Source organism: Acinetobacter sp. WY4 (assembly GCF_018438165.1).
In the GTDB taxonomy this organism is placed as follows: Bacteria; Pseudomonadota; Gammaproteobacteria; order Pseudomonadales; family Moraxellaceae; genus Acinetobacter.
In genome coordinates this window covers 1,658,764-1,685,165 of sequence record NZ_CP053947.1, presented here as the reverse complement: position 1 = coordinate 1,685,165, position 26,402 = coordinate 1,658,764, and the positions used below count along the sequence as shown (strand labels likewise).

General features: G+C 44.3%; 23 protein-coding genes and 3 tRNA genes. 9 read left to right on the top strand and 17 right to left on the bottom strand.

Annotated elements, in window-relative coordinates; translation table 11 throughout:
* Positions 1-12: 12 nt before the first annotated feature.
* Complete coding sequence (locus G4D73_RS07950) at positions 13-186, bottom strand: DNA gyrase inhibitor YacG (RefSeq protein ID WP_004278554.1); 174 nt, start codon at positions 184-186, stop codon at positions 13-15.
* 84 nt (positions 187-270) lie between these two features.
* Between G4D73_RS07950 and G4D73_RS07945 the strand changes: the two genes are divergently transcribed.
* From G4D73_RS07945 to G4D73_RS07935, 3 genes are all read left to right on the top strand, one after another.
* Positions 271-915 carry an SAM-dependent methyltransferase gene (locus G4D73_RS07945; protein WP_213687733.1) on the top strand — a complete coding sequence of 215 codons (645 nt, stop codon included), beginning with the start codon at positions 271-273 and terminating at the stop codon, positions 913-915.
* Positions 916-919: 4 nt separating this feature from the next.
* Complete coding sequence (locus G4D73_RS07940) at positions 920-2,119, top strand: TIGR03862 family flavoprotein (protein ID WP_213686481.1); 1,200 nt, start codon at positions 920-922, stop codon at positions 2,117-2,119.
* 73 nt (positions 2,120-2,192) lie between these two features.
* Positions 2,193-3,125: an IS5 family transposase gene (locus tag G4D73_RS07935; RefSeq protein ID WP_005103080.1), complete on the top strand. Its 933-nt coding sequence runs from the start codon at positions 2,193-2,195 to the stop codon at positions 3,123-3,125.
* Positions 3,126-3,318: 193 nt separating this feature from the next.
* On the opposite strand, the gene G4D73_RS07930 is transcribed toward G4D73_RS07935, so the two are convergent.
* The gene (locus G4D73_RS07930; protein WP_213686480.1) at positions 3,319-3,906 is read right to left on the bottom strand and encodes a hypothetical protein; all 588 of its coding nucleotides are present in this window, start codon (positions 3,904-3,906) and stop codon (positions 3,319-3,321) included.
* 16 nt (positions 3,907-3,922) lie between these two features.
* Positions 3,923-4,699: a class I SAM-dependent methyltransferase gene (locus G4D73_RS07925; RefSeq protein ID WP_213686479.1), complete on the bottom strand. Its 777-nt coding sequence runs from the start codon at positions 4,697-4,699 to the stop codon at positions 3,923-3,925.
* A gap of 113 nt (positions 4,700-4,812) precedes the next feature.
* Between G4D73_RS07925 and G4D73_RS07920 the strand changes: the two genes are divergently transcribed.
* From G4D73_RS07920 to G4D73_RS07910, 3 genes are all read left to right on the top strand, one after another.
* Positions 4,813-6,084, top strand: a complete 1,272-nt coding sequence (locus G4D73_RS07920; RefSeq protein ID WP_213686478.1) for a hypothetical protein — start codon at positions 4,813-4,815, stop codon at positions 6,082-6,084.
* A 122-nt stretch (positions 6,085-6,206) separates the two neighbouring features.
* On the top strand, positions 6,207-6,386 hold the full coding sequence (locus tag G4D73_RS07915) for a hypothetical protein (protein WP_213686477.1): 180 nt from the start codon (positions 6,207-6,209) through the stop codon (positions 6,384-6,386).
* Positions 6,387-6,475: 89 nt separating this feature from the next.
* The gene (locus G4D73_RS07910) at positions 6,476-7,429 is read left to right on the top strand and encodes a 2-hydroxyacid dehydrogenase (RefSeq protein WP_213686476.1); all 954 of its coding nucleotides are present in this window, start codon (positions 6,476-6,478) and stop codon (positions 7,427-7,429) included.
* Between the two features lie 68 nt (positions 7,430-7,497).
* On the opposite strand, the gene G4D73_RS07905 is transcribed toward G4D73_RS07910, so the two are convergent.
* From G4D73_RS07905 to glyQ, 6 genes are all read right to left on the bottom strand, one after another.
* On the bottom strand, positions 7,498-7,980 hold the full coding sequence (locus G4D73_RS07905; protein WP_213686475.1) for a hypothetical protein: 483 nt from the start codon (positions 7,978-7,980) through the stop codon (positions 7,498-7,500).
* A gap of 229 nt (positions 7,981-8,209) precedes the next feature.
* A complete protein-coding gene (locus G4D73_RS07900; protein WP_213686474.1) occupies positions 8,210-8,599 on the bottom strand; it encodes a hypothetical protein in 390 nt (129 codons plus the stop codon).
* A 58-nt stretch (positions 8,600-8,657) separates the two neighbouring features.
* Positions 8,658-9,272: a hypothetical protein gene (locus G4D73_RS07895; protein WP_213686473.1), complete on the bottom strand. Its 615-nt coding sequence runs from the start codon at positions 9,270-9,272 to the stop codon at positions 8,658-8,660.
* Entirely contained in the window at positions 9,265-9,984 is a 720-nt protein-coding gene (locus G4D73_RS07890) for an adenylate/guanylate cyclase domain-containing protein (RefSeq protein ID WP_213686472.1), read from the bottom strand. Before G4D73_RS07890 ends, G4D73_RS07895 begins: the two co-directional genes overlap by 8 nt.
* A gap of 70 nt (positions 9,985-10,054) precedes the next feature.
* Positions 10,055-12,124, bottom strand: coding sequence for a glycine--tRNA ligase subunit beta (gene glyS / locus G4D73_RS07885; protein ID WP_213686471.1), 2,070 nt, complete (start codon positions 12,122-12,124; stop codon positions 10,055-10,057).
* Entirely contained in the window at positions 12,124-13,107 is a 984-nt protein-coding gene (glyQ, locus tag G4D73_RS07880; RefSeq protein ID WP_004278542.1) for a glycine--tRNA ligase subunit alpha, read from the bottom strand. Before glyQ ends, glyS begins: the two co-directional genes overlap by 1 nt.
* 312 nt (positions 13,108-13,419) lie before the next feature.
* On the opposite strand from glyQ, the gene G4D73_RS07875 reads away from it, so the two are divergent.
* Together G4D73_RS07875 and G4D73_RS07870 are read left to right on the top strand one after the other, a co-directional pair.
* Positions 13,420-14,226, top strand: a complete 807-nt coding sequence (locus G4D73_RS07875; protein WP_213686470.1) for a transglutaminase-like domain-containing protein — start codon at positions 13,420-13,422, stop codon at positions 14,224-14,226.
* A 245-nt stretch (positions 14,227-14,471) separates the two neighbouring features.
* The gene (locus tag G4D73_RS07870) at positions 14,472-15,581 is read left to right on the top strand and encodes an HPP family protein (protein ID WP_180038038.1); all 1,110 of its coding nucleotides are present in this window, start codon (positions 14,472-14,474) and stop codon (positions 15,579-15,581) included.
* A gap of 642 nt (positions 15,582-16,223) precedes the next feature.
* On the opposite strand, the gene G4D73_RS07865 is transcribed toward G4D73_RS07870, so the two are convergent.
* The 3 genes from G4D73_RS07865 to G4D73_RS07855 form a co-directional block, all read right to left on the bottom strand.
* The gene (locus G4D73_RS07865) at positions 16,224-17,636 is read right to left on the bottom strand and encodes an SLC13 family permease (RefSeq protein ID WP_004729393.1); all 1,413 of its coding nucleotides are present in this window, start codon (positions 17,634-17,636) and stop codon (positions 16,224-16,226) included.
* 82 nt (positions 17,637-17,718) lie between these two features.
* Positions 17,719-18,504 carry a sulfite exporter TauE/SafE family protein gene (locus G4D73_RS07860; RefSeq protein ID WP_213686469.1) on the bottom strand — a complete coding sequence of 262 codons (786 nt, stop codon included), beginning with the start codon at positions 18,502-18,504 and terminating at the stop codon, positions 17,719-17,721.
* 228 nt (positions 18,505-18,732) lie between these two features.
* Positions 18,733-19,008: a PspC domain-containing protein gene (locus G4D73_RS07855; protein ID WP_213686468.1), complete on the bottom strand. Its 276-nt coding sequence runs from the start codon at positions 19,006-19,008 to the stop codon at positions 18,733-18,735.
* 244 nt (positions 19,009-19,252) lie between these two features.
* On the opposite strand from G4D73_RS07855, the gene G4D73_RS07850 reads away from it, so the two are divergent.
* Positions 19,253-19,942: a hypothetical protein gene (locus G4D73_RS07850; RefSeq protein WP_213686467.1), complete on the top strand. Its 690-nt coding sequence runs from the start codon at positions 19,253-19,255 to the stop codon at positions 19,940-19,942.
* 182 nt (positions 19,943-20,124) lie between these two features.
* Here the strand turns inward: G4D73_RS07850 and G4D73_RS07845 are convergent.
* The 5 genes from G4D73_RS07845 to G4D73_RS07825 form a co-directional block, all read right to left on the bottom strand.
* Positions 20,125-20,200: transfer RNA gene (locus tag G4D73_RS07845), tRNA-Lys, on the bottom strand.
* A gap of 75 nt (positions 20,201-20,275) precedes the next feature.
* Positions 20,276-20,351: transfer RNA gene (locus G4D73_RS07840), tRNA-Lys, on the bottom strand.
* 20 nt (positions 20,352-20,371) lie between these two features.
* Positions 20,372-20,447 (bottom strand) — tRNA-Lys (locus tag G4D73_RS07835).
* A gap of 195 nt (positions 20,448-20,642) precedes the next feature.
* A complete protein-coding gene (locus G4D73_RS07830; protein ID WP_213686466.1) occupies positions 20,643-22,484 on the bottom strand; it encodes a long-chain-acyl-CoA synthetase in 1,842 nt (613 codons plus the stop codon).
* 174 nt (positions 22,485-22,658) lie between these two features.
* Positions 22,659-26,138, bottom strand: coding sequence for an Rne/Rng family ribonuclease (locus tag G4D73_RS07825; protein WP_213686465.1), 3,480 nt, complete (start codon positions 26,136-26,138; stop codon positions 22,659-22,661).
* Between the last annotated feature and the right edge of the window lie 264 nt (positions 26,139-26,402).

The window sequence follows — 26,402 nt, the reverse complement described above, 5'->3', positions numbered from 1 at the left end:
AGGGAAGACATTTTATTCTTCGCTGTTGTCGGCTTGTGGTGCATCCTGAGTAGGCAAACTATATTCTTCATTGGCCCAGGCACCCAGATCAATCATCTTGCAACGTTCTGAGCAAAAAGGACGGAATTCATTATCTTCCCATGTGGTCAGCTTGCCACAGCGCGGACAGTTTAAAGTGGTAGGCATGGGACGACTCCAAAGAAAAATAAAGGTTCGATTAGGCAAATATAGCCGCGCTTGTTAGACTTATGCGGTTTTTATTAGTTTGATCTGATTATGCCGATTCGTCAATTTCAAGCACAGCGTATGCATGCGCCCCGTGATTTTCAAAGCATCAGTCCTGAACCGGTCTGCGTCGAAGTGGGAGCGGGTAAAGGTAAACATGCCTTGTTATTCAGCAAGAACAATCCCGACACTCAACTGATTGCAATTGAACGTACCCGTGAAAAATTTCTGGCAATGCAAAAACAGCATGCTGTTGAGGGTCAAACTAATTTACAAACCGTTCATGCCGATGCTTTACCGTGGATCGTGCATGCACTGTATCCGAAGCAGGTCGAACAATTCTTTATTTTATATCCAAATCCTGAACCGCATAATCCGGCACAGCGCTGGGTCAATATGCCATTTTTTGAGTTTCTACTTTCCCGCCTGAAAACCGGGGGAACGATTACTTTGGCCAGTAATATTCCTGCCTATATCGAAGAAGCAGAAATACAAGTGCGAGAGCTCTGGAAGCTACCTTTTGTCAAAGAAGTGATTGCTGCAGATTCGGCGCGTACCCATTTTGAAATTAAATATCTGGAGCGCGGTGAACTATGCCAGCAACTGATCATCAGCAAGCCTGAAAGATATGTAACGCGCTTTGATGATTTCCAGCCTTTGCAAGGGCAGAATGCCACCGTCGCGGAATAATCAGATGAGCAAACGCATTGCTATTGTGGGCGCAGGCCCTGCAGGCTTAATGGCAGCAGAAGTGCTCAGTCAGTTTGATTATGAGTTGCATGTCTATGAGCAAAAGCCGTCTGCCGCGCGAAAATTCCTGATGGCAGGCAAGACCGGCCTGAATATTTCCCATGCTGAGCCTGTGCCACAGTTTGTACAACGTTATGATCAGGTGGAGTGGTTGTCCCCTTGGATCAAACAGTGGGATGCGGTCTGGATTCAAGACTGGATGAAACAGCTCGGTATTGAACCTTATATCGGTTCGTCCGGCCGGGTATTTCCCACAGAGATGAAAGCCGCGCCCTTGCTGCGTGCCTGGCTCAAGCGTTTGGCTAGTGATGGCATCCAGTTTCATTACCGGCATAAAGTCAGCCAGTTGCAGCAGCAACAGCTTGAGCTGCATGATCTGAAAAATAATGAACATCGCACTGAACATTTTGATGTCATTATTCTGGCTTGTGGGGCAGTGTCCTGGTCAGAGTTGGGTAGTGATGGGGCATGGCAAGCCTGGCTGAAAACGGATGAAATTGAGCCATTTCAGGCCAGTAATGCCGGAGTGGAATATCCTTGGTCTCAGTTTATGCAGCCCATCTTTGGTCAGCCGCTGAAACGTGTTGCAGCATGGGTTGGGCAAGGTGAAAAGACCATCGGCGATATCGTGATCAGTCATTATGGTCTGGAAAGTGGTCTGATCTATAAGCAGGGGCGTGGCTTACGCGAGCAACTAAAACAGGGGCAGCCTATGCAGCTGCATCTGGACCTCTTCCCAAATCAAAGCATCGAACAGCTTGTGCAAAAAATACAGCCAAGTAAGAAGCAGTCTTTAACTAATGTCTGGCGTAAAGCCGGATTGGACGGTGCCAAGGCGGCTCTGGTTCGGGAACTGGTGGCCAAAGCGGTATGGCAAGATCCTGCTGAATTAGCCAAAAAAATTAAACATTTGACCATTCCACTCACAGGTTTCCGCCCGATTGAAGAGGCAATTAGCTGTGCAGGTGGTGTCAAGCGTAAAGTGTTGTCAGAACAGCTACAATTGAAATCTAATCCATATGTATTTCTGTGTGGAGAAATGCTGGACTGGGATGCACCGACCGGTGGTTATTTGCTGACCGCGTGTTTTGCCACAGGGCGTGCAGCGGGAGAAGGTGTGCATCAGTTTCTGACAGCACACTAACTCATTTTATGGTCAGCACGGCTTTGTTGCACAAACCTAGCATCAAAAGCTTATTCAGCAATATAATTTCAAAATGAATAAGCCTGCCTCTAAAATCTACCGTACAACCAATTGGTCATCCTATAACCGAGCCTTAATTAACCGAGGTAATATTTCCATTTGGTTTGATCCAAAGACTCAGTGGTATGCACAATCACAAGGCAAGCAAGGTCGAAATCAAACCTACTCCGATACAGCGATTCAATGCTGCTTAATGATCAAATTACTATTCCGACTCTCTTTACGTATGGTCACAGGTTTTGTTCAAAGTCTGATTAAACTCTCTGGATTAGATTGGACAGCTCCGGATTATTCCACCCTTTGTCGTAGACAAAAGCATATTGATATTGCGATTAGCTATCAAAAAAGTAGTGATGGACTGCATCTACTCGTAGACTCTACTGGTTTGAAGTTTCTTGGTGAAGGTGAATGGAAACGCAAGAAACATGGGGCTGAATATCGTCGCCAATGGCGTAAGCTTCACATTGCTATAGATGCTAAAACCCTGCAAATACGTGCAGTACAACTCACCACAAATAATGTCAGTGATTCTCAAGTACTCGAAGATTTACTTGCTCAAATTCCCTTGGATGAACCAATTGATTCTGTTTATACAGATGGTGCTTATGACACAAAGCACTGCCGACAAGTCATTTTAGATCGAGATGCACATGCGATCATTCCACCTAGAAAGAATGCAAAGCCTTGGAAGGATCAGCAAGCGAGGTCTATAGAGCGGAACGAATTATTAAAGACAGTCAAACGGCTAGGCAGATCGCTTTGGAAAAAGTGGTCTGGTTATCACCGTCGAAGTTTGGTTGAAACCAAGATGCATTGCATCAAATTATTAGGCGATAAATTAACAGCGCGGAGTTTTCCAAGTCAGGTGAATGAGATCCATGCACGCATGGCAGTCTTGAATAAATTCACAGAATTAGGTCGCCCTCATACCCAAGTTGTCTCTTAAATTTGAGTAGCTTAAGGGAACTCAGCCTTTCAAACCTTTATGCAACAAAGCCGGTCAGCACGAACTGGCATTTATACTGAAATACAGACTCAACAGATCTGGCCTTGTTGATCCATGCTGTTTTAAAGCTGCCAGTTCAGCTTAGATTATTTTTGTATTTTATCTAAACTGTGTGCCAATCTAGCATCCTAGACTATTCCTTCACTTGCCGGGAAACGGGTTCTTTCTGAGCGAGATCCGGATATTGCGAACGCCAGCGTTCCAGCTGTTCTTGGGCGTGTAGATATTTCCCTAGACCCTTTACATTCTCACTGGCTTCATTTACAGGCGTAGCTTGAGTCTTGGGAGTATTGAGTAATTGGTCCTGATGTTCCCAGTACTGATACATCAAACCCTGAATATAACGGCCCTGTTCGGTTTTCAGCTCTAAAGCCTTCAGCATATTCAGGGCTGACTGGACATGATCACGCTGACGTTGCTGGACAAATTCTGCGGTCATGTTTTCATCATCGCGCATGCCGTTTAATTCTTTTTCCAGATCACTACTCACGTCCTGAAAGCGCTGTTCATAATCCGTCAATGCAGCAATATCATGCGGATCATCGGCAGTTTGAGGAAAGTCTTTCAGTGGTTCGGTTTTCAGTTCCTGCATGACTTGATCTGAAGCCGTGTTATCTGTTGTGGCTTCAGTCGGAGTCTCTGAAGTTTTCTGATCACATGCCATTAGCAGCATGGCTACGGCGAACAGCGCCTTTCGTGTCATTCCTGGTATTTTATGCATGATCGCCTCCTGTTCTTTAATTACTTTTCTTGAACACATAGATATAGGTGACATAAGGAAAATCGATCATTTCCTCTGCGCTTTTGGCTGTATATTGCTGGATGATCTGTTCAAATTGTTGTTTTAACTGTGCTTGTTGCTCTACAGGCATAGCTGCAATAAAACTGGTCGAGAGCAGCCGCTTGGATACCACCTGCTCCACACTGCCATGCTGTTGCTGGGTCATTGTAGTTTCTGCATTGGGCTGAAATAGCGTTTGCTGGGCAAAGACCTCGCGCCAGGCGCCGCTATGATAGCGTGGCGTATCGCCTTCCAAGGGAGCAATACAATCGGCCAAGGCCTGAACCCAGTTTACTCGAGTATCGCGCTGATTCCAGATTAACACCAGATAACCCTGCGGTTTGAGTACCCGATCTAATTCTTGTAAGGTAGCAGAATCGGCAAACCAGTGAAATGACTGTGCACAAAATACCGCATTCAGGCTATGATCAGGCAGGGGAAGTTGATGGCTAACGCCTTCAAGAGCATGAATGTCCGGATGCGCCTGTTGTAATTGAGCCAGCATTTCCGGGACAGGATCAATCGCGATAATGTGCTTACTGAGCGGGCGTAAATAGGGGATAAACTTGCCGGTGCCGCTGCCCAAATCCAAAAGATGCGCATCTGCAGGCAAAGCCAGCGTTTCACTCAGCCACTGGCTGATTTCTGCCGGATAATCGGGACGCACTTGCTGATAGAGCTCAGCCGACGCACTAAAACCCCGTTTTGCTGCAGGATGTAATGATTGTGTCATATTTTGCGCTTTTTAATCTTTTTGATCGATATAAAATAGCATATTCACTTTTTTGACAGCGTTCATTGACTGAATTGTTGTGGAAGGGTTCGATTTACCAGCATGGGAAAGTTATGGACAAGCAGATTGTTTTTGAAGATGAACATATACGCGCGATTTTTATGCCGGGATCTTCTTCAGAACTGATTTTTTCATTTGGCGATTTGATTACCCGTGCCAAGGGCCTCAACATCAATGCAGAAAAGTCACTGGCGAAATTCGAGTTTAATGTGCTTGGTATTATGCCCAAGCATAAATCCTGGTTTCCGCAAGGTTCCATGTGGAACATGTTGCAAGCCATCGCAGATCTGATTGCGCCGTTTCAGCAGCGTATTGCGTATGGCGGTTCGATGGGTGGCTATGCCGCGATCAAATATTCCCGTGCCTTGGGCGTGCAACGGGTGGTGGCGATGGTGCCGCAATATTCGATTGATCCGGAAGATGTACATGATGCCCGCTATAACATGTTCTATCAGCCAGAGCTGAATGCCAATATGCGGGTTGCGGCCGAAGATATCGACAACGCCTGTGAATATATTATTGTGTATGATCCTTACTGTGCCGAAGATCGTGCCCATTATCTGAAATTAGAGGCACTAATCCCACATCATCATGTGCTGCATTTGCCTTTTACCGGACATGATGCGATCGCAGTTTTGGCCAGTTCCGAGTTGCTCTATGACTTCTTGGTGCATGAATATGAGCCAAGCTATTTCTATCAGAAAATGCGTCGGGTCAAGAAAAACAGCAAGTTCTATTATCGAAAAGTGATTGAAAATGTCTTGCCACGACACCGGATGGCCTTAGGACACATTCTGAAAAATAACGATCTGCAACTGGATAACCAGTTTTTTGATGCCAGCCAGAAACAGGTAATTTTACGGGAACTTTTGCGCAATAAACAGGTCGATCAGCATGACCTGCTCAAGCTTGGCATTCATGTGAATTTGCCACAGGAAAATCGTCAGTTACTGTTGGACCAATATGGACATGGTCTGGTATTTAATGTCATCAGTCATAAAATCGAAAGCTATGCAGAAGGCGCAATTGCCCTGAATCATAAATTCCTGATTCCAATTTATGCCAAAGGCAATGGTTTATTGAGCATTAACCTGAATGATGAACGTTATCTGGTGGTGATGAACGACCGACATATCATGAAGCTGATCAAAGAACAGGATGAGCTCAGTCTGGGTATGCATCCGATTTTAATGAAGCGTTATAGCGATTTTTATATGTTTAGCTATAAGCAGCTGAATCTGAGTACCAATGAGTATGGCGCGACGGCTTTTATCGATGAAAGTAACAAAAATACGCAGTTTATGACGCAAAATGAAATAAATTAGCTTTATTTTCAATAAAAACAATTATTTGACATGTGATAGGCTTGGCATAATATAGAGGTAAGCGGTACAAATAATATCCACCCATACCGCTCCCGATGGTTGAAACGAAGAAGGGGATCTCTATGATGCAAGTATGTTTTATCTTCGGTTTGGTTCTACCCAATCTGGCGCATGCAGAAACTGTGCATCCTGCAGTGATCATGGTCAGTGCGTCCATCATCTTTATGATTATTCTGTCCGTGTATGTGGTGTATCGTATCCGCAAGTTACTACGTAATCATATGGATAAACCGCTGGATTAATTGCATCAGGCTGGAAACGGGTTGAAAAGACTCAATGACTTGTTTTAAATGACAGACATAAATTGTCAAACAGGATTGAGGGAACAGCCATGAAAGCCGTTTATTTAGACTATGCTTCTTTAGACCAGCAGGATTTAGACTTTCAGGCACTGCATGCCGCATTTGATCCACTGGTTTTGTATCCGGCGACCTCGGCTGCCGAGATTGCATCCCGTGTAGCTGATGTCGATGTTATCATTACGAATAAGGTGATGATCGATGCAGCTACGATTCAGCAATGCCCTCAACTCAAACTCATTTTAATCTCTGCAACCGGCACCAATAATGTCGACCTTGAGGCGGCCAAAGCGCAAGGGATCGTCGTGTGTAACTGTCAGGCTTATGGCACTTCAGCAGTCGCGCAGCATACCATCATGTTGATGCTGAATCTGGCGACTTCATTCCTGTCTTACCAACGTGCGTTACAACAAGGCGAATGGCAAAAAGCCAGTCAGTTCTGTTTGCTGGATGCGCCAATTGTCGAGCTGGCCGGAAAAACATTGGGCATTGTGGGTTATGGCGAACTGGGCCATGCGGTGGCGAAACTGGCCGAAGCCTTTGGCATGAAAGTGCTTATTGCCGCGCTGCCAAATCGTCCGGCGGATGCATCTCGTGCGCCATTTGCCGAGCTACTTCCTCAAGTCGATTTTTTAACTTTGCATTGTCCACTCACTGAAGATACCGACCATTTAATCAGTCATACTGAGCTGGATGCAATGAAAAGCAGCGCATTTTTAATTAACTGTGCGCGTGGCGGAATTGTCGATGAAGCGGCATTGGCTGAGGCTCTGCGTGCAGGCAAGATTGCCGGTGCAGCGACGGATGTACTCACGGTAGAGCCACCGAAACAAGGCAATGTACTACTTGATTCAACGATTCCCAACCTGATTGTGACACCGCATAATGCCTGGGGCAGTGTCGATGCACGACAACGGATTGTGGATCAGATGGTGGAAAATGTAGCAGCATTTAAACAAGGTCAGCCGATCCGACAGGTCAATTGATAGATCGCGTCGATACAAGATAATAGTTTTATTTTCTAAAAATAAAAAAAGCCCATCACGGGCTTTTTTTATAAATCGGTTACCGCATAACTGGTGGCTGAACCTGAATCAGATTGAGGCTGCATTTGTGGGGTGGTTGTTTGTTGTGGGGCAGCAGAGGACTCACTTAAAGGCTGCTGAACAATAGGCGCCTGCTGTGAATTGCCACGCCAAACTTCTTTGGTCTGCTGAATTTTCTGACCGGCTTGCTGGGCTGCCTGAGTTGCACCCTGATCTACTTTTTGCAGTGTATCCGAGGTTGCAGACTTGGTATTACTCCAGGCACGGTCTACCCCTGGCTTGATTTTAGCAATGCCTTTTTCCGTTGCTTCACCGACTTTCTCGGCAGTATTAATCACGCCTTCCTGTGCTTTATAAGCAAAGACATGCAGCAGGTTCGGATTTTCACCATAAGGCTTAACCGGTTTAGCAGACTGAGTCGTGGTTTGTGCAAATGCTGGAACAGAAAGCATCAAAGCTGTCGTTAAAATAATTGGGGTTTTGATATTCATTATGGATCGACCTCGAATTCGTCTAAGTGCGGTCTGAGTTTGTTTTTCAGTGTAACGGATAATTGGTCAAAAACAATGAATATCCTGTGAAGAGTGCAGAGCTTTCAGGTTGATCTGTGCCGAAATATTGTAATTTTTAAAGAAAGGGCAGTAGAAATTAGCCCAAGTGTCGAATTGATTTTTAGCAAAATAAAAGCCCTGTTCTTAGACTAGAAACAAGGCGATCTTTTTAATCACATTGTGTCAGGGCATCTTTGGCGAAATGTTCGCGTAAGCTGACAAAGTTCTTTTGTACGCTTGCATCGTGCAGGTTAAATTTGTGTGCAGTGCTGCTGCCGTCACGCTGGAAGGTCGCTGAGCCGGCATCGATCAGGGTCATGCCTTTAAATGACCATTGTTCAATGATGCGGTTATTGCCAATATCACCAGTAAATTCAATCACGCATTTATCGAGGAATTTGGTCAGTTTTGCCTTGTTATTGGTGGTCTCTGGAACAACTTCGAGGTTTTGGACTTCCTGTAAGACGCCAACTTGTAGCTGTGGGATTTTGGGTGCAGATGTACAAGCTGTAACTGCGATACTCGCAAGACCAGTCAGAATGAGTGTTTTAAATTTCATATGATGCTTTCTTGTTGAGTGTTGTTGGTTTGAGTATAAGAAATATAAAGTGAAATGCCTATAACAAATAGTCTAAATATTGTTTGGGATGAAGCTGTTGAGAATCCTGATGTACTATGTCCACTTTCTTCGTGCTAGGAGCAGATATAAAACTTATAGAGCCAATTAAGATAAGTATAAAAATTAAACCTGTTGCATAACGTAATCGGAATATTTTTAAATCACGAATATAGATTAATTTTAAATGTTCATAAGATAATTCTTGAGAGATATCTAACGTTGGATCATCAATTTCATTTTTATACTCTTGAACAGTTTTTGTCGAAAAGTTTTTTGTGCGAAATAAGAGATTCCATAAATTGAATTTGAACAATCCTCCACTAAAATATAGACCTTTTTGATTTGAATGGTCAGTAATATGCTTGATTGGATTATCAATTGCTGAGAGGGCTGCAAGTAAAATAAAAACAATAACTAGCCACATTGTGAAAATAATGGCAGCTAAAGCATGTTGCCAAAAAAATCCACTCTCTGTTAAAAACTCGAAAATTTCACGAATTTTTGGAAAAGGGACAATACAGCCAGCAAGTAATGCCCCAATTTTAAAATCAATAGCACGAATAGTTTGTTGGGTATCCTGTATAGCCGAATTTAGAAATTCAAGTTTATCCATTTTCTTGAACCCATTTGTCCATAGCTATGCTCACAACATCCCCTTCATAGTAGTCAGTATAATTTACTTTGCTACATAGATTTTTATTATGGTCATTTAAGTTTGAATAAAATACATCAGAAAGAATAATGGTTTTTCGCCATCCTTTATTTGCCTCATTGCAATATTTTGCAGTTTTCCCAATAAGTTCACCAATCCAAGTTACTTCGTTAATACCGCTACCTTTATAGCCAGCCTTAATAACTAATGCTTGTCCATAGTGGAGCCCTATACCAACTTTAAGTTGAGTGTATGATTTCTTCCTTAATTTGATATTTAATGTTTGGATTAGTGAATTTGCTTCGTAGGCAGTTTGAAATACTCTATCAATTTGAGATTTTGTTTCTGTGTTGAAAACGCCCCAAACACAATCGCCTTCAATATAGATTTGTTGAATATTGGGATTTCCATTAAGAAGCGCAACTAATTCAGAGATATATGCTCTATATATTTTTGCTAAAACTTTCTTTTGATGTTTAGTAGCTAACTCTTTTGAGCCACGTAAATCAATAAAAAGAGCAGAGCAATTTATGTGATAGCCATTGGTATAAGTTAAATCATCAATACTAGGTACTTTGTCGCTCTCTTGGTAATTATTATCGGAAGAATCTAGTATTTCATCCATCCTTTCACGACTTTTTTCAAAATCATAAGCTCTGTGATTCGCTTGCATTATATTTGTCTATTAAAAAAACCCCACTAACTTATAGCGGGGTTTAGTTTAAACTTCAAGCAATTAAAACTTAGTGCTGAAGCACCGAAATATCAGCCACTTTCGTAAACAAGTCACGAAGTTGAGCAAGCATCAATAAACGGTTTGATTTAAGTGCAGAATCATCTGCCATGACCATTACACCGTCAAAGAATGCATCCACTGGTGCGCGAAGTGCAGCAAGTGCCGACAACGCAGCAGTGTAATCTTTAGCAGTAAATAGCGGCTCAACCACAGGCGTGATTTTCGCAAGTTCAGCGAACAATGCTTTCTCAGCATCTTCAACCAGGTTTGCTTCAACCACAGTACCTTCAGGTGTCGCTTCTTTCGCTAAAATATTCGCAACACGCTTGTTGGCAGCAGCAAGCGCAGCCGCTTCAGGCAATGCACGGAAGTGATTAACTGCATTTACACGCTTGTCAAAATCAAGCGGAGATTTTGGTGAAAGCGCTTGAACAGCTTGAATCACATCAACCGCAACGCCTTGGTCTTCGTATTTCGCACGGTAACGACCTTCAAGGAATGCAACAGCATCTGCCAAAGTCTTGTCGTGATCTTTCAATACATCGCCATAAGCAGCAAGTGCAAGTTTGATCAAATCTTCGATTGAAACATCAAGCTCGTTTTCAGTTACCAGACGTAAAATACCAATCGCAGAGCGACGCAGTGCAAACGGGTCTTTAGAACCTGTAGGTGCTTGACCAATACCGAAAATACCTGTGAGCGTGTCTAAACGATCCGCAAGGGCAATCGTTGTACCTGTCTTCGTTTTTGGTAAAACATCACCTGCAAATTTAGGTAAATATTGCTCACCCAAAGACTCAGCCACTTCATCATTTTCACCTTCAAGACGTGCGTAGTAAGTCCCCGCGATGCCTTGAAGTTCTGGGAATTCACCCACAAGCTCAGAAGTTAAATCGCATTTTGCAAGCAGTGCAGCTTTTTCAGCATCTTGAGGATTCGCACCGGTAATTGGCGCAAGTGCAACAGCGAGTTTTGCAATACGTTCAGACTTGTTCCAAAGCGTACCCAATTCTGCTTGGAATACCATGTTTGCCAATTTCTCTTTACGAGATGCAAGCGGTTGCTTTTGATCTTGCAAGAAGAAGAATTCAGCATCAGACAAACGTGGACGAACCACTTTCTCGTTACCTTCAATAATTTGTGTCGGGTCTTTCGACTCAATGTTTGACACAGTAATGAAGTACGGTTGAAGTTTATTGTCTGCATTTACCAAACAGAAGTACTTTTGGTTGTCCTGCATGGTCGTGATCAATGCTTCTTGAGGAACAGCAAGGAAGCGTTCTTCGAAGCTTGCACGTAGCGCAACAGGCCATTCAACCAATGCAGTCACTTCGTCACGAAGATCACTTGGTACAATCGCAATGGCATTGACTTCATCAGCAAGCGCTTTGACTTGACCATCAATGATGGCTTGACGTTCTTCAAATGACGCCACAACGTGAGCTGCTTTTAACTTCGCTAAGTATTCGTCAGCGTGCGTTAAAGTAATTGCTTCTGGCGCGTGGAAACGGTGACCATACGTCACGTTACCCGCTTTATGATCTTGAATGGTTGCATCAACTACGTCGTTGTCTTTTAACAACACAACCCATTTTACAGGACGCACGAATTCAGTACGGCTAGCAGCAGAACGCATACGTTTTGCGATTGGAAGATTGTCCAAAGCATTTTGTAAAATTTGTGGCAGTAAAACGTCAAGGCTTTGACCTTTCACGTCTTTCAAATAGCATACTTTTTCAACTTTACCGGCTTGGAAAGTTGATACTTGATCTACTGTGATGCCTTGACCACGCATAAAGCCTTCAAGTGCTTTCGTCGGGTTACCTTCAGCATCAAATGCTGCTTGTTTAGCAGGGCCATCAAAACGTTTTTGCGTATCAGCTTGCGCAGCATCAACATTGACGATTTTAAGTGCAAGACGACGTGGTGCTGCATAAGCTTTGATTGAATCAAAAGCAAGACCCGCATCTTTTAAGCCTTTAACCGTTTCAGCATGTAGCGCATCACGTAATTTTTTCAGGCTTTTTGGTGGAAGTTCTTCACAACCCAATTCGAACAAAACGGTATGTTTAGACATTATTTGCTCTCCTTGTTTGCTTCTTTCGCTTCTGCTTCAACTTGCGCTTTTAATTGTGCCAATACTTCATCACGTAATGCAGGTTCAGCCATTGGGAAACCAAGTTCCGCACGTGCTGCTACATAGCTGGTCGCAATAGAACGTGCCAATGTACGTACACGTAAAATGTAACGCTGACGTTCAGTCACAGAAATCGCGCCACGCGCATCCAATAAGTTGAAGCTATGCGATGCTTTCACGACTTGCTCATATGCAGGAAGTGGAAGTTTCGCTTCAATTAAACGTGTTGCTTCAGCTTCATAGAAATCGAACAATTCAAACATTTTTTCAACGTTGGCATATTCGAAGTTATAGGTCGATTGTTCCACTTCATTTTGATGGAACACATCGCCATAAGTTACCGTACCGAACTGGCCTTTGGTCCAAACCAGATCGTAAACTGAATCTACACCTTGCAAGTACATGGCAAGACGTTCAAGACCGTAAGTGATTTCACCAGTCACTGGGTAGCATTCAACACCACCGACTTGCTGGAAGTAGGTGAACTGAGTCACTTCCATACCGTTGAGCCATACTTCCCAACCTAAGCCCCAAGCACCCAGTGTTGGAGATTCCCAGTTGTCTTCTACAAAACGAATGTCGTGTACCAGTGGGTCAATACCGATCGCTTTTAATGAATCGAGATAAAGCTGCTGGATATTGTCCGGGTTTGGCTTAAGCACCACCTGGAATTGATAATAATGTTGCAAACGGTTCGGGTTTTCACCATAACGGCCATCTTTCGGACGGCGTGACGGTTGAACATAAGCGGCATTCCAGGTTTCAGGACCCAGTGCACGAAGGAAAGTCGCAGTGTGGAATGTCCCTGCACCCATTTCCATATCATAAGGTTGCAAAATGACGCAGCCTTGCTCCGCCCAGTAAGTTTGTAAGGCAAGAATTAAGCCTTGGAAGGTATCAATATGCGATATGGCGCGACTCATGGTCATCCACTTAAAATTAGAGAAAAATTGTGCTCAATTATAAGGACTTTGCAGGGGAGTGGCAAAGGGTTAATGTAGGGATACTTTTCTGAAAAAAATAAAACAGGCTTAAAGGATACGCGGCATTTAGAAGCTTACTGCGATTTTGGCTTTGCTGGTTGATACAGGCTGATCTGAAAATCAGGAATAAATCAGATATATGGCATCCTGTTCACTGGAGAGTCATAAAGTTCAACGGATCTTATACGATTGTCGTTCTTAAATTAGTTTAATATTCACGCAATATAATAATGCTTAAAAATAAGGAACTTCATGACCACTTATCAAATTCAATGCCATTTAAAATATAAGGTCGTGCAACCGACAGAATTTATTTTTATGCTTCAGGCGGCACATCATTCCGATCAGAAGATTCTTGAAGAAAAACTCAGCTTTAATCTGCCCGTAACATGGCATGAATTTCAGGATGCACAGCATCAAAATCGACATGTTCGGCTACAGGTCGAACCCTGTGACGCTTTTGAGCTGAATTATACGGCGACAGTGGTTCGTCAACCGGGCCTCTCTCTGGAGCTTCAGCAAGGTCTGAAAGAAGTGGCTATTCCTGAACTGCCCGATGAAGTATTGCCTTATTTGCTGGCCAGCCGTTATTGTAATTCAGATTTATTGCTGGAAATGGCGAAACGCTCATTTGGCTGGATGACACCGGGCTATACTCGGGTCAAAGCCATTGAACAATGGATTTATAACAATATTTTTTATGTGTCTGGCAGTTCCGACCAATTTACCACTGCCACAGATGTACTGGTGCATCGTGCAGGCGTATGCCGTGACTTTGCCCATTTAGGCATTGCGCTGTGCCGTGCCTTGGGAATTCCGGCACGCATGGTGGTCGGTTATGTGGAAATTGAAAAGTTTCTACCCGATTTTCATGCCATTTTTGAAGCCTATTTAGACGGTGGCTGGGTGCAGTTTGATCCGACCCGTTTGGCTCCGGTCGAAAATCTTATTCGGATCGGTACTGGAGTCGATGCCGGAGATGTGGCATTTTCAACCTATTATGGTGAGGTCGAACTGTTAAAAATCCAGCCTCTGATTCAACCTGAAATGAGCCAGTAGGTTGTTTTAAAAATTTTTTGAACAACGATTTAAGCAGCATGGTAAAAAGGATTTTTCTATGCAAATGACTATCGGTGATGAAGTGATCATTCTATAAAAAGTAGGATGAATGTTTTAACCTGAGTGAAATATTGTTTTAAAAAGCATGTATTCGCGAATGGTGAAAAGATGTAAAACACAGATGCCTTTCCTCCTGCTTGGTTCTATAATGCCCAAAATCTATAAACAATAAGATCAGGCGCATTGTGTTTCACTCCCATCTCGACTGGCTCAATACTTTAAAACCCAATTTCAAAGTCCTTCCACTCAAAGACCGGTTGCTCTGCGGAGCTGGCGCACTATTGGGTTTGGTAGTTTCGTCTTTGCTGAGTTTATGGATTCTGGGGGATTTTGAAGCCTGGTATATTGCTCCGATGGGCGCATCCTCGGTATTGCTGTTTGCGGTGCCGGCCAGTCCTCTGGCACAGCCCTGGAATATTCTGGTCGGAAATACCATTGCTGCGGTGATTGGGGTGAGTTGCGCTTTATTCATAGCTAGTCCGACTGAGGCTTTTAGTGTAGCCGTGGCCTTGGCGATCGTCCTGATGATGACCACGGATTCCCTGCATCCACCGAGTGGCGCCGTGGCCATTACCGCAGTGCTGGGTGGCCAGCCGGTGCATGAACTGGGTTATGCCTTTGTATTTTATCCGGTACTGCTCAATTCAATTTTGCTGATGGTGATTGCCATTGTCTTTAACCGAATGATTGGCAAGGATTATCCGCAGCAAGCTCAATTAAATACTCGTTCCAAGGATCCGACGCCGACCCAGAAAGTCACCATTCAACCGCAGGATATTCAGGAAGTGCTGGATCAGCGCACCGAGCTGCTGGATATCAGTGAATATGACCTGCAAAAAATCATTCTGGAGGCACAAAACCGCGCCAATGCGCGTGCGGTACATGAATTTAGCTGCCAGGATATTATGACGAAGGATGTGGCAACCCTGCATGAAAATGATGATATCCAGCACGCACTGGACAAGTTTAAACAGATGAACCTGATGAGCCTGCCCGTCGTTAATGCCGATGAACAACTGGTCGGTACACTGGCAATGTATCAGGTGGTGGAATGGTTCAAGCGCGCTGCCGATGTGCGCAGTAGCTGGGAACATCAGGTCAAACATATCATGACCCGTAAGGTAATTACGGTGCAGCCTTTACAACCCATTCAGGATCTGGTGCCGTATTTTGTCGAGCGTTCGTTCAACTATATTCCGGTGGTAAGCGAGCAGCAATTGGTGGGAATTATCAGTCGGGCAGATATGATTGCTGCACTCAATCAGGAGCTGAATCATTTTAAAATGAAAGCTTAAAACCGGATTAAAACAGAAGTTAACAGGCAGGGCGTGATCAGCTCTGGTCAGCTTGCCAGCTGAGAAAACTGTAAAATAGTGCGATTGACAGGGAAAAATACAGTAGAAACAAAAAAAATGAGTACTCAAAACTTTGAGTGGATGATGCCAGATATAGGCCAAAGTGAGGATCCCCAAGACGCAGCTTGGTAAAATCGTGATGATATTAAACAGTTGATAATGGCGTAGCAGCAGGTGAGTCACCAATAGGAAAGGGAAGATCATCATCCAGTAAGTCAGGCAGACAAAGAAGCCACTCAAAAGCGCCGAAAATAGGCTTCTGAAAATGGAGAAAATCCCAGAGCTGGCTTCATGAAATAGCGCATAAGGGAATAAAATTACAGCGATGATCAAAGGGGTAAGCGCGAGGTTAAGCGTCATTTTCCAGGGAGAATTCTGGATCGGTTGAGAGATTAAGTGAAATATCCTGTCCACTATCTATCTGCTACTTTTTGATGTTTTTAATATAAAGACTTTATCTTTATCATTGTTAAAAGCATATTATTTTTCGATGAGAGAAAGATTCAACATATAGGCGATTGATACGACAAAGCACACCGGAGTGTGCTTTGTAGAGGGGGTGATGTTTAAGAGCTGTAATAATTAAATAAAGAACCAGTAAATAAACAGTGAAATAATAAAGATACACATGATATTCAGCACAAAACCAACTTTCATCATTTCGCTTTGCTGGATATGACCGGTTCCAAAAACAATCGCATTTGGTGGGGTGGCTACCGGCAGCATAAAGGCACATGAAGCACCAATACCAATGACGATCACCAGAATTTCTTTGGGCATTCCCATCTGATCCGCAATTGCGGCAAATACTGGTACTAGCAGGGCAGCCGAAGCGGTATTACTGGTAAATTCAGTCAGGAAGATAATAAAAGTAGCGACTACAAAAATAATCATCAGCGGGGAGGTATCACCAAAGGCATTGGCCAGAGTTTGACCCAGTACCAGCGAACTGCCTGAATCCTTTAGAATGGCACTCAAGGTCAGACCACCACCAAATAGATATAACACCCCCCAATCAGTATTTTCTGCAATCTGTTTCCAGCTTGCGGTACCCAGAATCACAACCATACAGGCAGCCGAAATTGCAATCCAGGTATCCGGCTGGGAAATACCAAAAATTTCAGTGAATTTTTTACTGAAAATCCAGGCAATTGCAGTACAAAGAAAGAGGATCATGGTGGCTATACGGGTTCTGGTCCAAGGAATATCTTCGGTCGCAAATTGTATTTTATGATTCAGTTTTGGACGTAGTACCAGATATAAACTGACCAGCATGGCAGGAAGAATAATGAACATCATCGGCAAGCCGATTTTCATCCAGTCGGCAAAATCATAGCCGAGGGCCTTGGCGGCAATGGCATTCGGAGGGGAACCGACCATGGTGCCCAGTCCGCCAATACTGGCCGAATAGGCAATGCCGAGCAGGATAAAGACAAAAGTTTTACGATCCTTGCTGACATCCAGATGTGAAAGCAAACCCAGAGCCAAAGGCAGCATCATGGCAGCAGTCGCCGTATTGGAAATCCACATGGACAGAAGCGCTGTCACCACAAAAATCGCTAGTACAGAAATACCCAGATGCCCTCTGGACATGGAGATGATCCACATGGCAATTTTCCGGTCCAGTTTCTGGATATGCAACGCCGTTGCTAGCGCAAAACCACCAAAAAACAGGAAAATGACAGGATCGGCAAAAGTGGCCAAAGCGGCTTGCGTGGTAATCGGAACCAGTTCTTCACCAGAGGCCATTGGCATGGCCAGTAATACTGCCATCACAGGGACGAGTAAAGCTGTAATCGTGATATGAATGGCTTCAGTCAGCCATAAAATACCGATAAAGGCTAAAAGTGCCAGTCCTTTATTGGCATTCTGGTCATAGGGCAGGTAAAGATATAAGCCATAGGCTACAATGGCTGCGACAAAAATAAGAATCCAGCCTTTAAGCAGCCCTTTGGGCATGGCATTGGTCGGGGTAGCTAGGTTGGTCTGAGTCATATGCTCTCCTTGCAAGATTTTTATTTACATCATTTTTTATATTAGCTTTAAATTTGTAATTTTGTTTTGCTTAAAAAATATCCTATTTAAAGATACTATAACCAGATTGTTGCAATAATCCAGCACTTTGCCAGAGAGCATACAAGCCCAAACCCAGAAGTAAAGCCAGGACAATCCATTTGAAGTGCTGCTGAGATAAACGATGGCGTATTTTGCCTCCAATCCAGACACCAGCAAGGGCGAATAAGCTTATCCCGATCAGAATATGCTGTTGATGGGTTTCCAGTGTGATCAGAATTGGAAACAGTAAAACCAGCTGGATCAGTTTACCGGCAATGAAATTGAGATTACTGATAATGACAATATCTGTTTTAGAGAGTTGGCAACTCATCAGATACATCATCAGAAAAGGTGCCATGGCATTGGTTGCACCTCCAATAATGCCGGCCAGTAAACCAAAACAGAGCATGCTGGAAATATGCGGACTAACTTGTAAGGGGCGTGCCCGTAACTGGTCCAAGACATAAAATATAATTACCAGACCCAATAACAGTTTTAAATAAGCCTCATTTAGCCAAAGTAATAGCTTGACCCCGAGTACACTGCCGACCAGGCTACTAAGCATTAATGGCCAATAGCGTTTTATATAATAGCCAATGCTATTCAACAGACTATGCGTAGGATCGGCATTCAGCATGATCAGATTCAGCAGCAGGCAGGGCAGAATGACAAGCGTAACCGCGATGCTAAGCGGATATGCGCTGGACAGAACAGCCGTACTCATCATGGGAAAGCCAAAGCCGCTTAAACCATGTAGCAGGGCTGCTACGGCACAGAGCCACAGCATCATCCATTCTGCCTGAGTCATGTGAAATCCATTTCAAAAATTAGAATATTGAACTTATCGTGAATTCAACTGAGAAAGAAAGTGAAAAGCTGTAATACAGCAAAGAAATAACAAAAAATATAGGCAAAAAAAGCCACGATAACTTGGGGAAATTACCGTGGCATCAGATTTCATCCCATTTAACCGAGGTGAAAGAGGAAGCTCTGCGATGAAACTGGTCAAGGGCTCTTGTTAAAATTAATATGCAACTTAATAGTGTTTATCCTGATTCACTGTACGCACAGGATTTTGATAGCCCTGAGGTTGATGAACGCTGTCATGATCAATTCTGTACTGTTTTTTCGGCATGATTAACCACAACACCAGATAGACCAAAATACCCGGGAATGCGGCACTCATGATTGAAATCACCACAAAAATCAGACGTAATAAATTTGCGTTCCAACCAAAACGTTCAGCAATACCACCCATCACACCTGCAATCATGTTTGAGCGGTTAGAGCGATATAAACCAACATTGGCCATTAAAATCTCCTGATTAAAAATAGGTTTGAATCCTAAAACTAGATCCATACTTAAATAAATGGAGTTTACTTAAACTTTTTAAAGTGCTGATTACAAATAAAATCGTTAAGTAATGTTAATAAAGATTAAAACCAGATCTAAGAGCTACTAACATAGTGAAAATTCTATTGAACTCTTGTGTAAAGTTCATCAGCTTTGCTGTGTGCTTTTTGCTCGCCATGTTTCCTATTTAGGTTTATTAAAAATGAAATTGGATGTATCACGTTGTACATTAAGCAGTTTTTTTAAATGTAGCCTGGTGTTGGGGAGTGTAGTGATTTTGCAGGCTTGTGATCAGCAGCAGGTCAAACCTGAACAGGAAAGTCAGGCAACATCAGAAGAAGGCGTTAAAATTTCCGCTGCCAATACGAAGGCCGATGTAGTGACCGTCAGTGCCAAATCCTTAACTCAGGTCGCAGGGCAGGCGACTCTTCCGGCAGAAGCTGATTTAAACCCGGCAACTGTGCCAGAGGATGCCAAGGCGTTTATAGGCCGTTATCATACTGAAATTGATTGTGATGGCCGCTTTGCCCCTTGTACTGAAGGCAAGGCAGAATTTATATTAACTCTGATGCCGGACGGTACCGTGCATCGCAGCATTTTACAGTATGGCAAAGTATTTATTGATAATACCAAAAACAGCACGGCTCACAATATCACCTACCGTAAAGACCGCTGGTTTATCAATCCGGAACGTACCGATATAGTAGTGAATCGCAAAGAAGGGGCGAGCTTTTACTATAAAATTAAAGATTCAAATCACTTAGTCATGAATCTGGAAAAAATCTATAGTGAAAAGGAAAGAACCAACCGGGAATTATTTGATCGCGGCTATCCGGCACCTTCAAAAGCCTATGAACTGGTCAAAGACACATCCTTTCATATTCAAGAATAATACCCGATAAAAATCGGCTGATCTGGTCGAAAGCTTAATTCAAACACTATTTAGATTAGACAATAAAGGCAAGTTGCGGGAACGTGTGAGCCTAAAATATGGGCGCAGAAATACACGACCAAAACATCGCAATTTAATTAAAATATAATAAGGGAAATCAGAGAAACATTCTAAGGAAAGAATGGTGGGTCGTCCGCGATTCGAACGCGGGACCAACGGATTAAAAGTCCGCTGCTCTACCAGCTGAGCTAACGACCCCGAGGAATAAAAATGATGATGACCATTTTTATGACGCAAAAGTGTGGTGTACTTTTACGTGATCCTTTCGGAAGATGGTGGGTCGTCCGCGATTCGAACGCGGGACCAACGGATTAAAAGTCCGCTGCTCTACCAGCTGAGCTAACGACCCATCAAGGAATATCAAATAAGTGGTGGGTCGTCCGCGATTCGAACGCGGGACCAACGGATTAAAAGTCCGCTGCTCTACCAGCTGAGCTAACGACCCCGAACCATTATTCAAACCAGGTTTGAATATGCAGTGCAAGTCAAGCTAAATAGCTTAAAGCACCACTTTGTTTGATGGAGCGTATTGTAGCAAGATCTCATTTCAGCGCAAGCAAAAAATAACAAAGTTGCCCATGTTTGATTATAAATACAACAATTATGCTTTATCTAAACAAAAAATAGGCAACTTCAGTACTTAGAAGCGATATTGATAGGCTTGGATATTGGCAAAAATATCTGCGGTGAGCTCGGAATACGCCGTTGCACCTGGCAATAAGACCAGCAGGCGTTCATCGGTTTTACTCGGATCAAATGCTTGCTCTTTCAATTTATTTTTCTGGTATTTAAAGGTGCCTGTAGTTTCAACTTGCTGTTGTACGCGTAAAAATACTGGTACCGCATAAGCTGGCAAGCATTTTTTAAAGCAAGCGGCCATGGCTGCTAAATCTGCATCATCCAATTTTACATCGGGTTTCAGGGTAATCGCAGCCATGCCGGCACGACCATTGGTATTGGGGATTTCTACACCATACACCACCGCTTCAACGATTTTCTCATACTCAGTCAGCATGTTTTCAACTTCAGTCGTGGAAACATTTTCACCTTTCCAGCGGAAAGTATCGCCTAAACGATCGACAAACTGCGCATGACGGAAGCCGATATTACGCACCAGATCTCCGGTATTGAAGTAAGCATCACCTTTGGTGAATACATCCTGCATAATGACTGACTTGTTTTTTTCCGGGTCGGTATAGCCATCAAAAGGTGAACGGCGGGTAATTTTACCAATTAATAAACCAGTTTCGCCTTTTTTCACCCGTTTGCAATGGCCTTTGGCATCCCGTACCGGCTCATTTTTATCTTTATCAAAGGCAATAATCGCATACGGTGTGGGTGAGAAACCGACGGTATTGTCAAAATTGAAAATATTGCTAAAACCGACATTGCCTTCACTAGAGGCATACAGTTCCAGCACTTCCTGAATGCCAAAACGGGATTTAAATTTATCCCAGATATTTGGGCGCATGCCATTCCCAATCATCTTAGTCACGCGGTGACCTTTTTCCAGTTCAGATGGGGGAGCATCCATCAGATAGCGGCACAACTCACCGACATAACCAATCGCAGAGGCATCAAATTTTTGCACATCCTTCCAGAAAGAAGAGGTCGAAAATTTACGGCGAATAGCCAGGGTGCTGCTCCCTGCAATGACACCGCACCAGCACACCACCATGCCTGTGGCATGATAAAGCGGCAGGGTACAGTACATCACATCATCTTTATTGAGATTCAGCACATGCCCATAGGTGCCATAAGCCAGCGTCCAGCGACCATTGGTAAAGATCACCGCTTTAGGTAGACCCGTGGTGCCAGAGGTGTAAATATAGAACAGCCCGTCTTTGCCCTGTACCGAATGAGTAGTTGATGGATTGAATTTGGGAGCAAGATCGGTTTTTTCAGCCAGGTTGATAAAGCCTTCAGGCGCCTGACCCGGATCGGCTTGAGTGTTTTGATCTGCAAACCAGTGCAGGCGGTCACTGCTAATATTCAGGTCATTACGAATCTCGTTGACTGCATGACGACACTCTTCACCCACAATCAGGGCAATCGGTTTGACCAGATTGATACTGTGCGTCAGCACCTTGCCGACTTGAGAGGTATTGACCAGAGCGGTGGTCACACCCAGTTTAGCCAGACCAATCACGCTGGCAATCAGCTCAGGGCGGTTCTCGACCATGACAGCAACAACATCACCTTTCTTGGCGCCCAAGGATAGATAGAAATGGGCAATCTGGTTGGTCCAGGCATTGAGAGCAGCATAGCTATAGCTTTGCTCTTCAAAACGCAAGGCAATGCCTTCCGGGTTACGCTTGGTGGCTTTTTCAAAAGCCAGACCCAGGCCGGCCGGTGTGTTCGGAGTACGTAAATATGCCTGTCTTAGACCAGTGAGCAAATTGGGCACTTTGGTCAAGAAAGCCGGGATTTTGGCAGCGACATCTGCAATCCCAATCAGATCGTGTGGTTTCATTTGGGTCATGAGAATCCTATTTATTTTTCGTATCCGATACGTTTAATTTATATACAGTTGACGAGCTATCCATCTTTTAGCGTTAAAACACTAGTGCAATCAACCTATTCTGACTAAATCTAGCAAAAAAAAACCTAGTCACCGAAATGACTAGGTTTTTTTATATGACTGCAATTGAGCAAATTATGATTCAGTTGCAGTATTGGCTTTTTTCGGTGGACGACCACGTGGACGACGTGGACGAGCAGCCTGTTTCTCCGCTTTTTCAGCTTCGCTGGCTTTAGTGTCTTCTGTTGTTACTTCGGCCTGATCCTGGGCTTCTGTAACAGGAGCTTCTGATTCAGCATTTGCTTCAACTGGCGCAGCATCTCTAGGTTGAGCTTCAGTCACTGGAGCCGCTTCTGTAGGAGCTGTATCTACTGGTGCCGTAGTTTCAGTTGCTTGTTCAGCTGGCTGAGCATTTACGGTTTCTTCAATAGCTACTTCAGTGGTTACTGGAGTTTCAGTTGCCGCTGCTTCAGCAGACTCTGCTTGCGCTTCTGCTGCTACAGGTGCTTCTGGCGTAGTTTCAACTGCCGGAGCTGTTTCTACTTTAGCCTGTTGCTTGGCTTGTTGCAGGGCCTGTTCTGCAGCCTGTTTAGCCAGACGGCGACGCTCACGTGGATCATTTGCGACACGTTTGTCCGACACCGGTTTTGGTGGAGTCAGGTCCAGAACTGGAGCAGGCTCTGCTTCAACCTTGGCTACGGTCACTTGAACATCACGGGTGACCGGTTTTTTCTCTGTGGCAGGCGTTGCTGCAGCCACCAGACTTGCGTTGTACTCTTTTGTGAACTTCTCTAGAGCACGGTTGAAGGTTGGCAATAAACCAAACTGTTCAATCAGTACGGAGCAGTCTTCACCATAAACATGGCGAATCAGGCTACCAATAGTGAACTGACCCAAAGTTGGTACTTGTGACGGAGTCAATTTCTGAACTGTAGCCTGTTGAGGCTGTCCTTCACGTTGCTGACGACGACGCTGACGCGGATCGTTGCTGGCACGAGGTTTTTCAGCACTTGATTCTTCCGCTGTCACAACTTCTTCAGCAGGTGCTGTCAGTGCAGCTTCTACTACATTTTCAGCAGCGGCTTCTTCAACTGGCGCATCTGCCGGTGCAGTAACTTCAACCGCTGGCGTTACAACTGCAGCATTGTCATTCAATGCCACGATTTCGCTTTTCGCCTGGTCAATATTCACCACCATAGCAGTCGGCATCACGTCTTGACGTGGCGCATCGACCAATTCAACACGAAGCTGCTTGTCATTGACTGCTGGAACTTCAACGACTGCAGGTGCTGCTTGTTGAGCCTGCTCATTCAGCACGCTTGGATCGCGGTGGCGATTTGGACGTTCCTGACGTGGCTGGTTACGGCGGTCACGACGTGGCATTGCCTGTTGTGGCTGTTGTTCATTGTTTTGAACATCATTTTGCTGAGATGGCTCGTTATGATGCTGACGGCGAGAATTACGCTTGTTTTCACGTGCTTCATGACGTTGCTCTTGACGAGATACCTGAACCACTTCTTCATGCACCTGATGTTGCTGAGGCGCGGAAGCTTCAGACTGAACCTGCTCACGCGGTTCTTTGTGCTTCGGATTACGTGGTTTTTTGTTGTTATGACGCGGTGCTCTTTCATCACGCTCTGCCGGCTTTTCAGCATCACGTTCCTGTTTTTGCGCTACAGTCGATGGTGCCAGGTAAGCATTGCTGCTTGCCGGAGCAACCGGTTGAGACACTTGCTGTGGCGCAGGTTGTGCCACTGGTGCAGACAATTGACCGAACTGACCACGGCTCACCGCACCGCCATTGATCATTTGTTCAATTGCTGCAGCTGCATTGTTGGCAGTACGCGATTGATCAACAGTCGCAGCCTGTTTTTGAACAAACAGGTTTTCTAACCAGGCACATGGGCTAGATGCAGGAGCAGCAACTTGTGCTTGGGCAGGAGCTTGTTGCGCAATAGGTGCTTGCTGTGCATTTTGGTTTTGCTGGTTACGGCGTTTATTGTTTCTGCCGTTGTTTTGCTGTTGAGCAGGCGCTGGTGCAGCAGCATGCGTATGTTGTTCTTCTTCTAAATGCCATTCAGATGACTCATAGCCCAACTCTTTTTCACTTGAACGTGTTGCTTCAGTACGTTCATAGCTGGTTGGTGCAAAGCCTTCGGCATTATAAGTGATTTCATAATGCGGTGTTTCCAGATGCGGATGCGGCAGCACAGTGACACGTACATTTGAAGTCTGTTCTAAATAGACCAAGGTGTGACGTTTTTCATTCAATAAGAAGGCAGCAATTTCGACTGGAACTTCGACTTGAACTTCACCATGACGTTCACGTAGCGCGATCTCTTCCACTTTACGCATAATCGAAAGTGATAAAGAACGAAGATCACGGACCATACCGGTGCCATGACAGCGTGGGCAAACGTAGCCAGTCGCTTCTTCAAGAGAAGGACGCAGACGTTGACGGCTCATTTCCATCAAACCAAAACGTGACAATTGACCGAACTGAATACGGGCACGGTCACTTTGCGTAGCTTCGCGTAGCTTCGCTTCCACCATACGCTGGTTGCGGTCTTTGGTCATGTCGATAAAGTCGATCACCACCAGGCCACCGATATCGCGTAAACGTAATTGACGCGCGATTTCTTCTGCCGCTTCAATATTGGTATTTAACGCGGTGTCTTCAACGTCGCTACCGCGAGTCGATTTTGCCGAGTTAATGTCAATTGACACTAAAGCTTCAGTTTGATCGATTACGATCGAACCGCCCGAAGGAAGTTTTACTTCACGTTCATAAGCGGTTTGAATTTGACTTTCAATCGCGAAATGCGCGAATAAAGGTTCATTTAAGGTATAAGTTTTCAGTTTTTCTAACTGACGTGGCATTACCGCTTTTACGAAGTTATAGGCTTCGTTATAGGCTTGTTCTGAGTCAATCAGGATTTCAGCAACATCATCACGCAGGTAGTCACGAATGGCACGTGTTACCACACCCGCTTCCTGATGTACCAGCATTGGCGATGGGCCTGAACTTGCCGTGCTCTGGATTTGTGCCCAAAGGTCTAACAAGTGCTGTAAGTCGAGTTGCAATTCTTCTTGTGAACGGCCAATCCCGGCAGTACGCACAATCACGCTCATACCACGTGGCACGTTCAGTGTTGCCAGCATTTCTTTCAGTTCTTCACGCACTGAACCGGAAATCTGACGGCTGATACCACCACCTTTCGGGTTGTTTGGCATTAATACCAAATAACGGCCAGCAAGTGAGATAAAAGTAGACAGGGCAGCGCCTTTGTTGCCACGCTCTTCTTTTTCCACCTGAACCAGAAGTTCGGTGCCTTCAGTGATCAGTTCACGGATATTTGAAGTTTGGCGAGGATCGGCTTTGTAATATGAATTTGCGATTTCACGCATTGACAGGAAGCCTTGGCGACCTGCACCGTATTCAACGAATACAGCTTCTAAAGAAGGTTCAACGCGAGTCACGTGACCTTTGTAGATATTGGATTTTTTTTGTTCACGGGTACGATTTTCTAAATCAAAATCGTAAAGACGCTGACCAGTGACAAGTGCAACGCGAATTTCTTCGGCATGTGTTGCATTAATCAACATACGTTTCATGGGTGTAACACCTTATAGTGATACACAGCAAAAAATCGCTATACACGTAGCGAACATCACACATCACGGATCAATGGCTCAAATCTGCAATGAATTTCATTGTGGTTTGAGTCTTTTATGACCGAGCTCTATTTAATATAGATGGGCTTCGGTTTTTGATTCACGTATTGATGATGGCAATACGGCTTCAATCTTTAAACGGATTAAAGTCACCTGAACGCTTCACTGGCGGACGAGCGGTGCATTGGATGTGTGTAACTTTCA

Excerpts from the sequence above, each read along its gene's own strand:
- G4D73_RS07950 (WP_004278554.1), bottom strand. The coding sequence starts at position 186 with ATGCCTACCACTTTAAACTGTCCGCGCTGTGGCAAGCTGACCACATGG.
- G4D73_RS07940 (WP_213686481.1), top strand. The coding sequence starts at position 920 with ATGAGCAAACGCATTGCTATTGTGGGCGCAGGCCCTGCAGGCTTAATG.
- G4D73_RS07935 (WP_005103080.1), top strand. The coding sequence starts at position 2,193 with ATGAATAAGCCTGCCTCTAAAATCTACCGTACAACCAATTGGTCATCC.
- G4D73_RS07930 (WP_213686480.1), bottom strand. The coding sequence starts at position 3,906 with ATGCATAAAATACCAGGAATGACACGAAAGGCGCTGTTCGCCGTAGCC.
- G4D73_RS07925 (WP_213686479.1), bottom strand. The coding sequence starts at position 4,699 with ATGACACAATCATTACATCCTGCAGCAAAACGGGGTTTTAGTGCGTCG.
- G4D73_RS07920 (WP_213686478.1), top strand. The coding sequence starts at position 4,813 with ATGGACAAGCAGATTGTTTTTGAAGATGAACATATACGCGCGATTTTT.
- G4D73_RS07915 (WP_213686477.1), top strand. The coding sequence starts at position 6,207 with ATGATGCAAGTATGTTTTATCTTCGGTTTGGTTCTACCCAATCTGGCG.
- G4D73_RS07910 (WP_213686476.1), top strand. The coding sequence starts at position 6,476 with ATGAAAGCCGTTTATTTAGACTATGCTTCTTTAGACCAGCAGGATTTA.
- G4D73_RS07905 (WP_213686475.1), bottom strand. The coding sequence starts at position 7,980 with ATGAATATCAAAACCCCAATTATTTTAACGACAGCTTTGATGCTTTCT.
- G4D73_RS07900 (WP_213686474.1), bottom strand. The coding sequence starts at position 8,599 with ATGAAATTTAAAACACTCATTCTGACTGGTCTTGCGAGTATCGCAGTT.
- G4D73_RS07895 (WP_213686473.1), bottom strand. The coding sequence starts at position 9,272 with ATGGATAAACTTGAATTTCTAAATTCGGCTATACAGGATACCCAACAA.
- G4D73_RS07890 (WP_213686472.1), bottom strand. The coding sequence starts at position 9,984 with ATGCAAGCGAATCACAGAGCTTATGATTTTGAAAAAAGTCGTGAAAGG.
- glyS (WP_213686471.1), bottom strand. The coding sequence starts at position 12,124 with ATGTCTAAACATACCGTTTTGTTCGAATTGGGTTGTGAAGAACTTCCA.
- glyQ (WP_004278542.1), bottom strand. The coding sequence starts at position 13,107 with ATGAGTCGCGCCATATCGCATATTGATACCTTCCAAGGCTTAATTCTT.
- G4D73_RS07875 (WP_213686470.1), top strand. The coding sequence starts at position 13,420 with ATGACCACTTATCAAATTCAATGCCATTTAAAATATAAGGTCGTGCAA.
- G4D73_RS07865 (WP_004729393.1), bottom strand. The coding sequence starts at position 17,636 with ATGACTCAGACCAACCTAGCTACCCCGACCAATGCCATGCCCAAAGGG.
- G4D73_RS07860 (WP_213686469.1), bottom strand. The coding sequence starts at position 18,504 with ATGACTCAGGCAGAATGGATGATGCTGTGGCTCTGTGCCGTAGCAGCC.
- G4D73_RS07855 (WP_213686468.1), bottom strand. The coding sequence starts at position 19,008 with ATGGCCAATGTTGGTTTATATCGCTCTAACCGCTCAAACATGATTGCA.
- G4D73_RS07850 (WP_213686467.1), top strand. The coding sequence starts at position 19,253 with ATGAAATTGGATGTATCACGTTGTACATTAAGCAGTTTTTTTAAATGT.
- G4D73_RS07830 (WP_213686466.1), bottom strand. The coding sequence starts at position 22,484 with ATGACCCAAATGAAACCACACGATCTGATTGGGATTGCAGATGTCGCT.
- G4D73_RS07825 (WP_213686465.1), bottom strand. The coding sequence starts at position 26,138 with ATGAAACGTATGTTGATTAATGCAACACATGCCGAAGAAATTCGCGTT.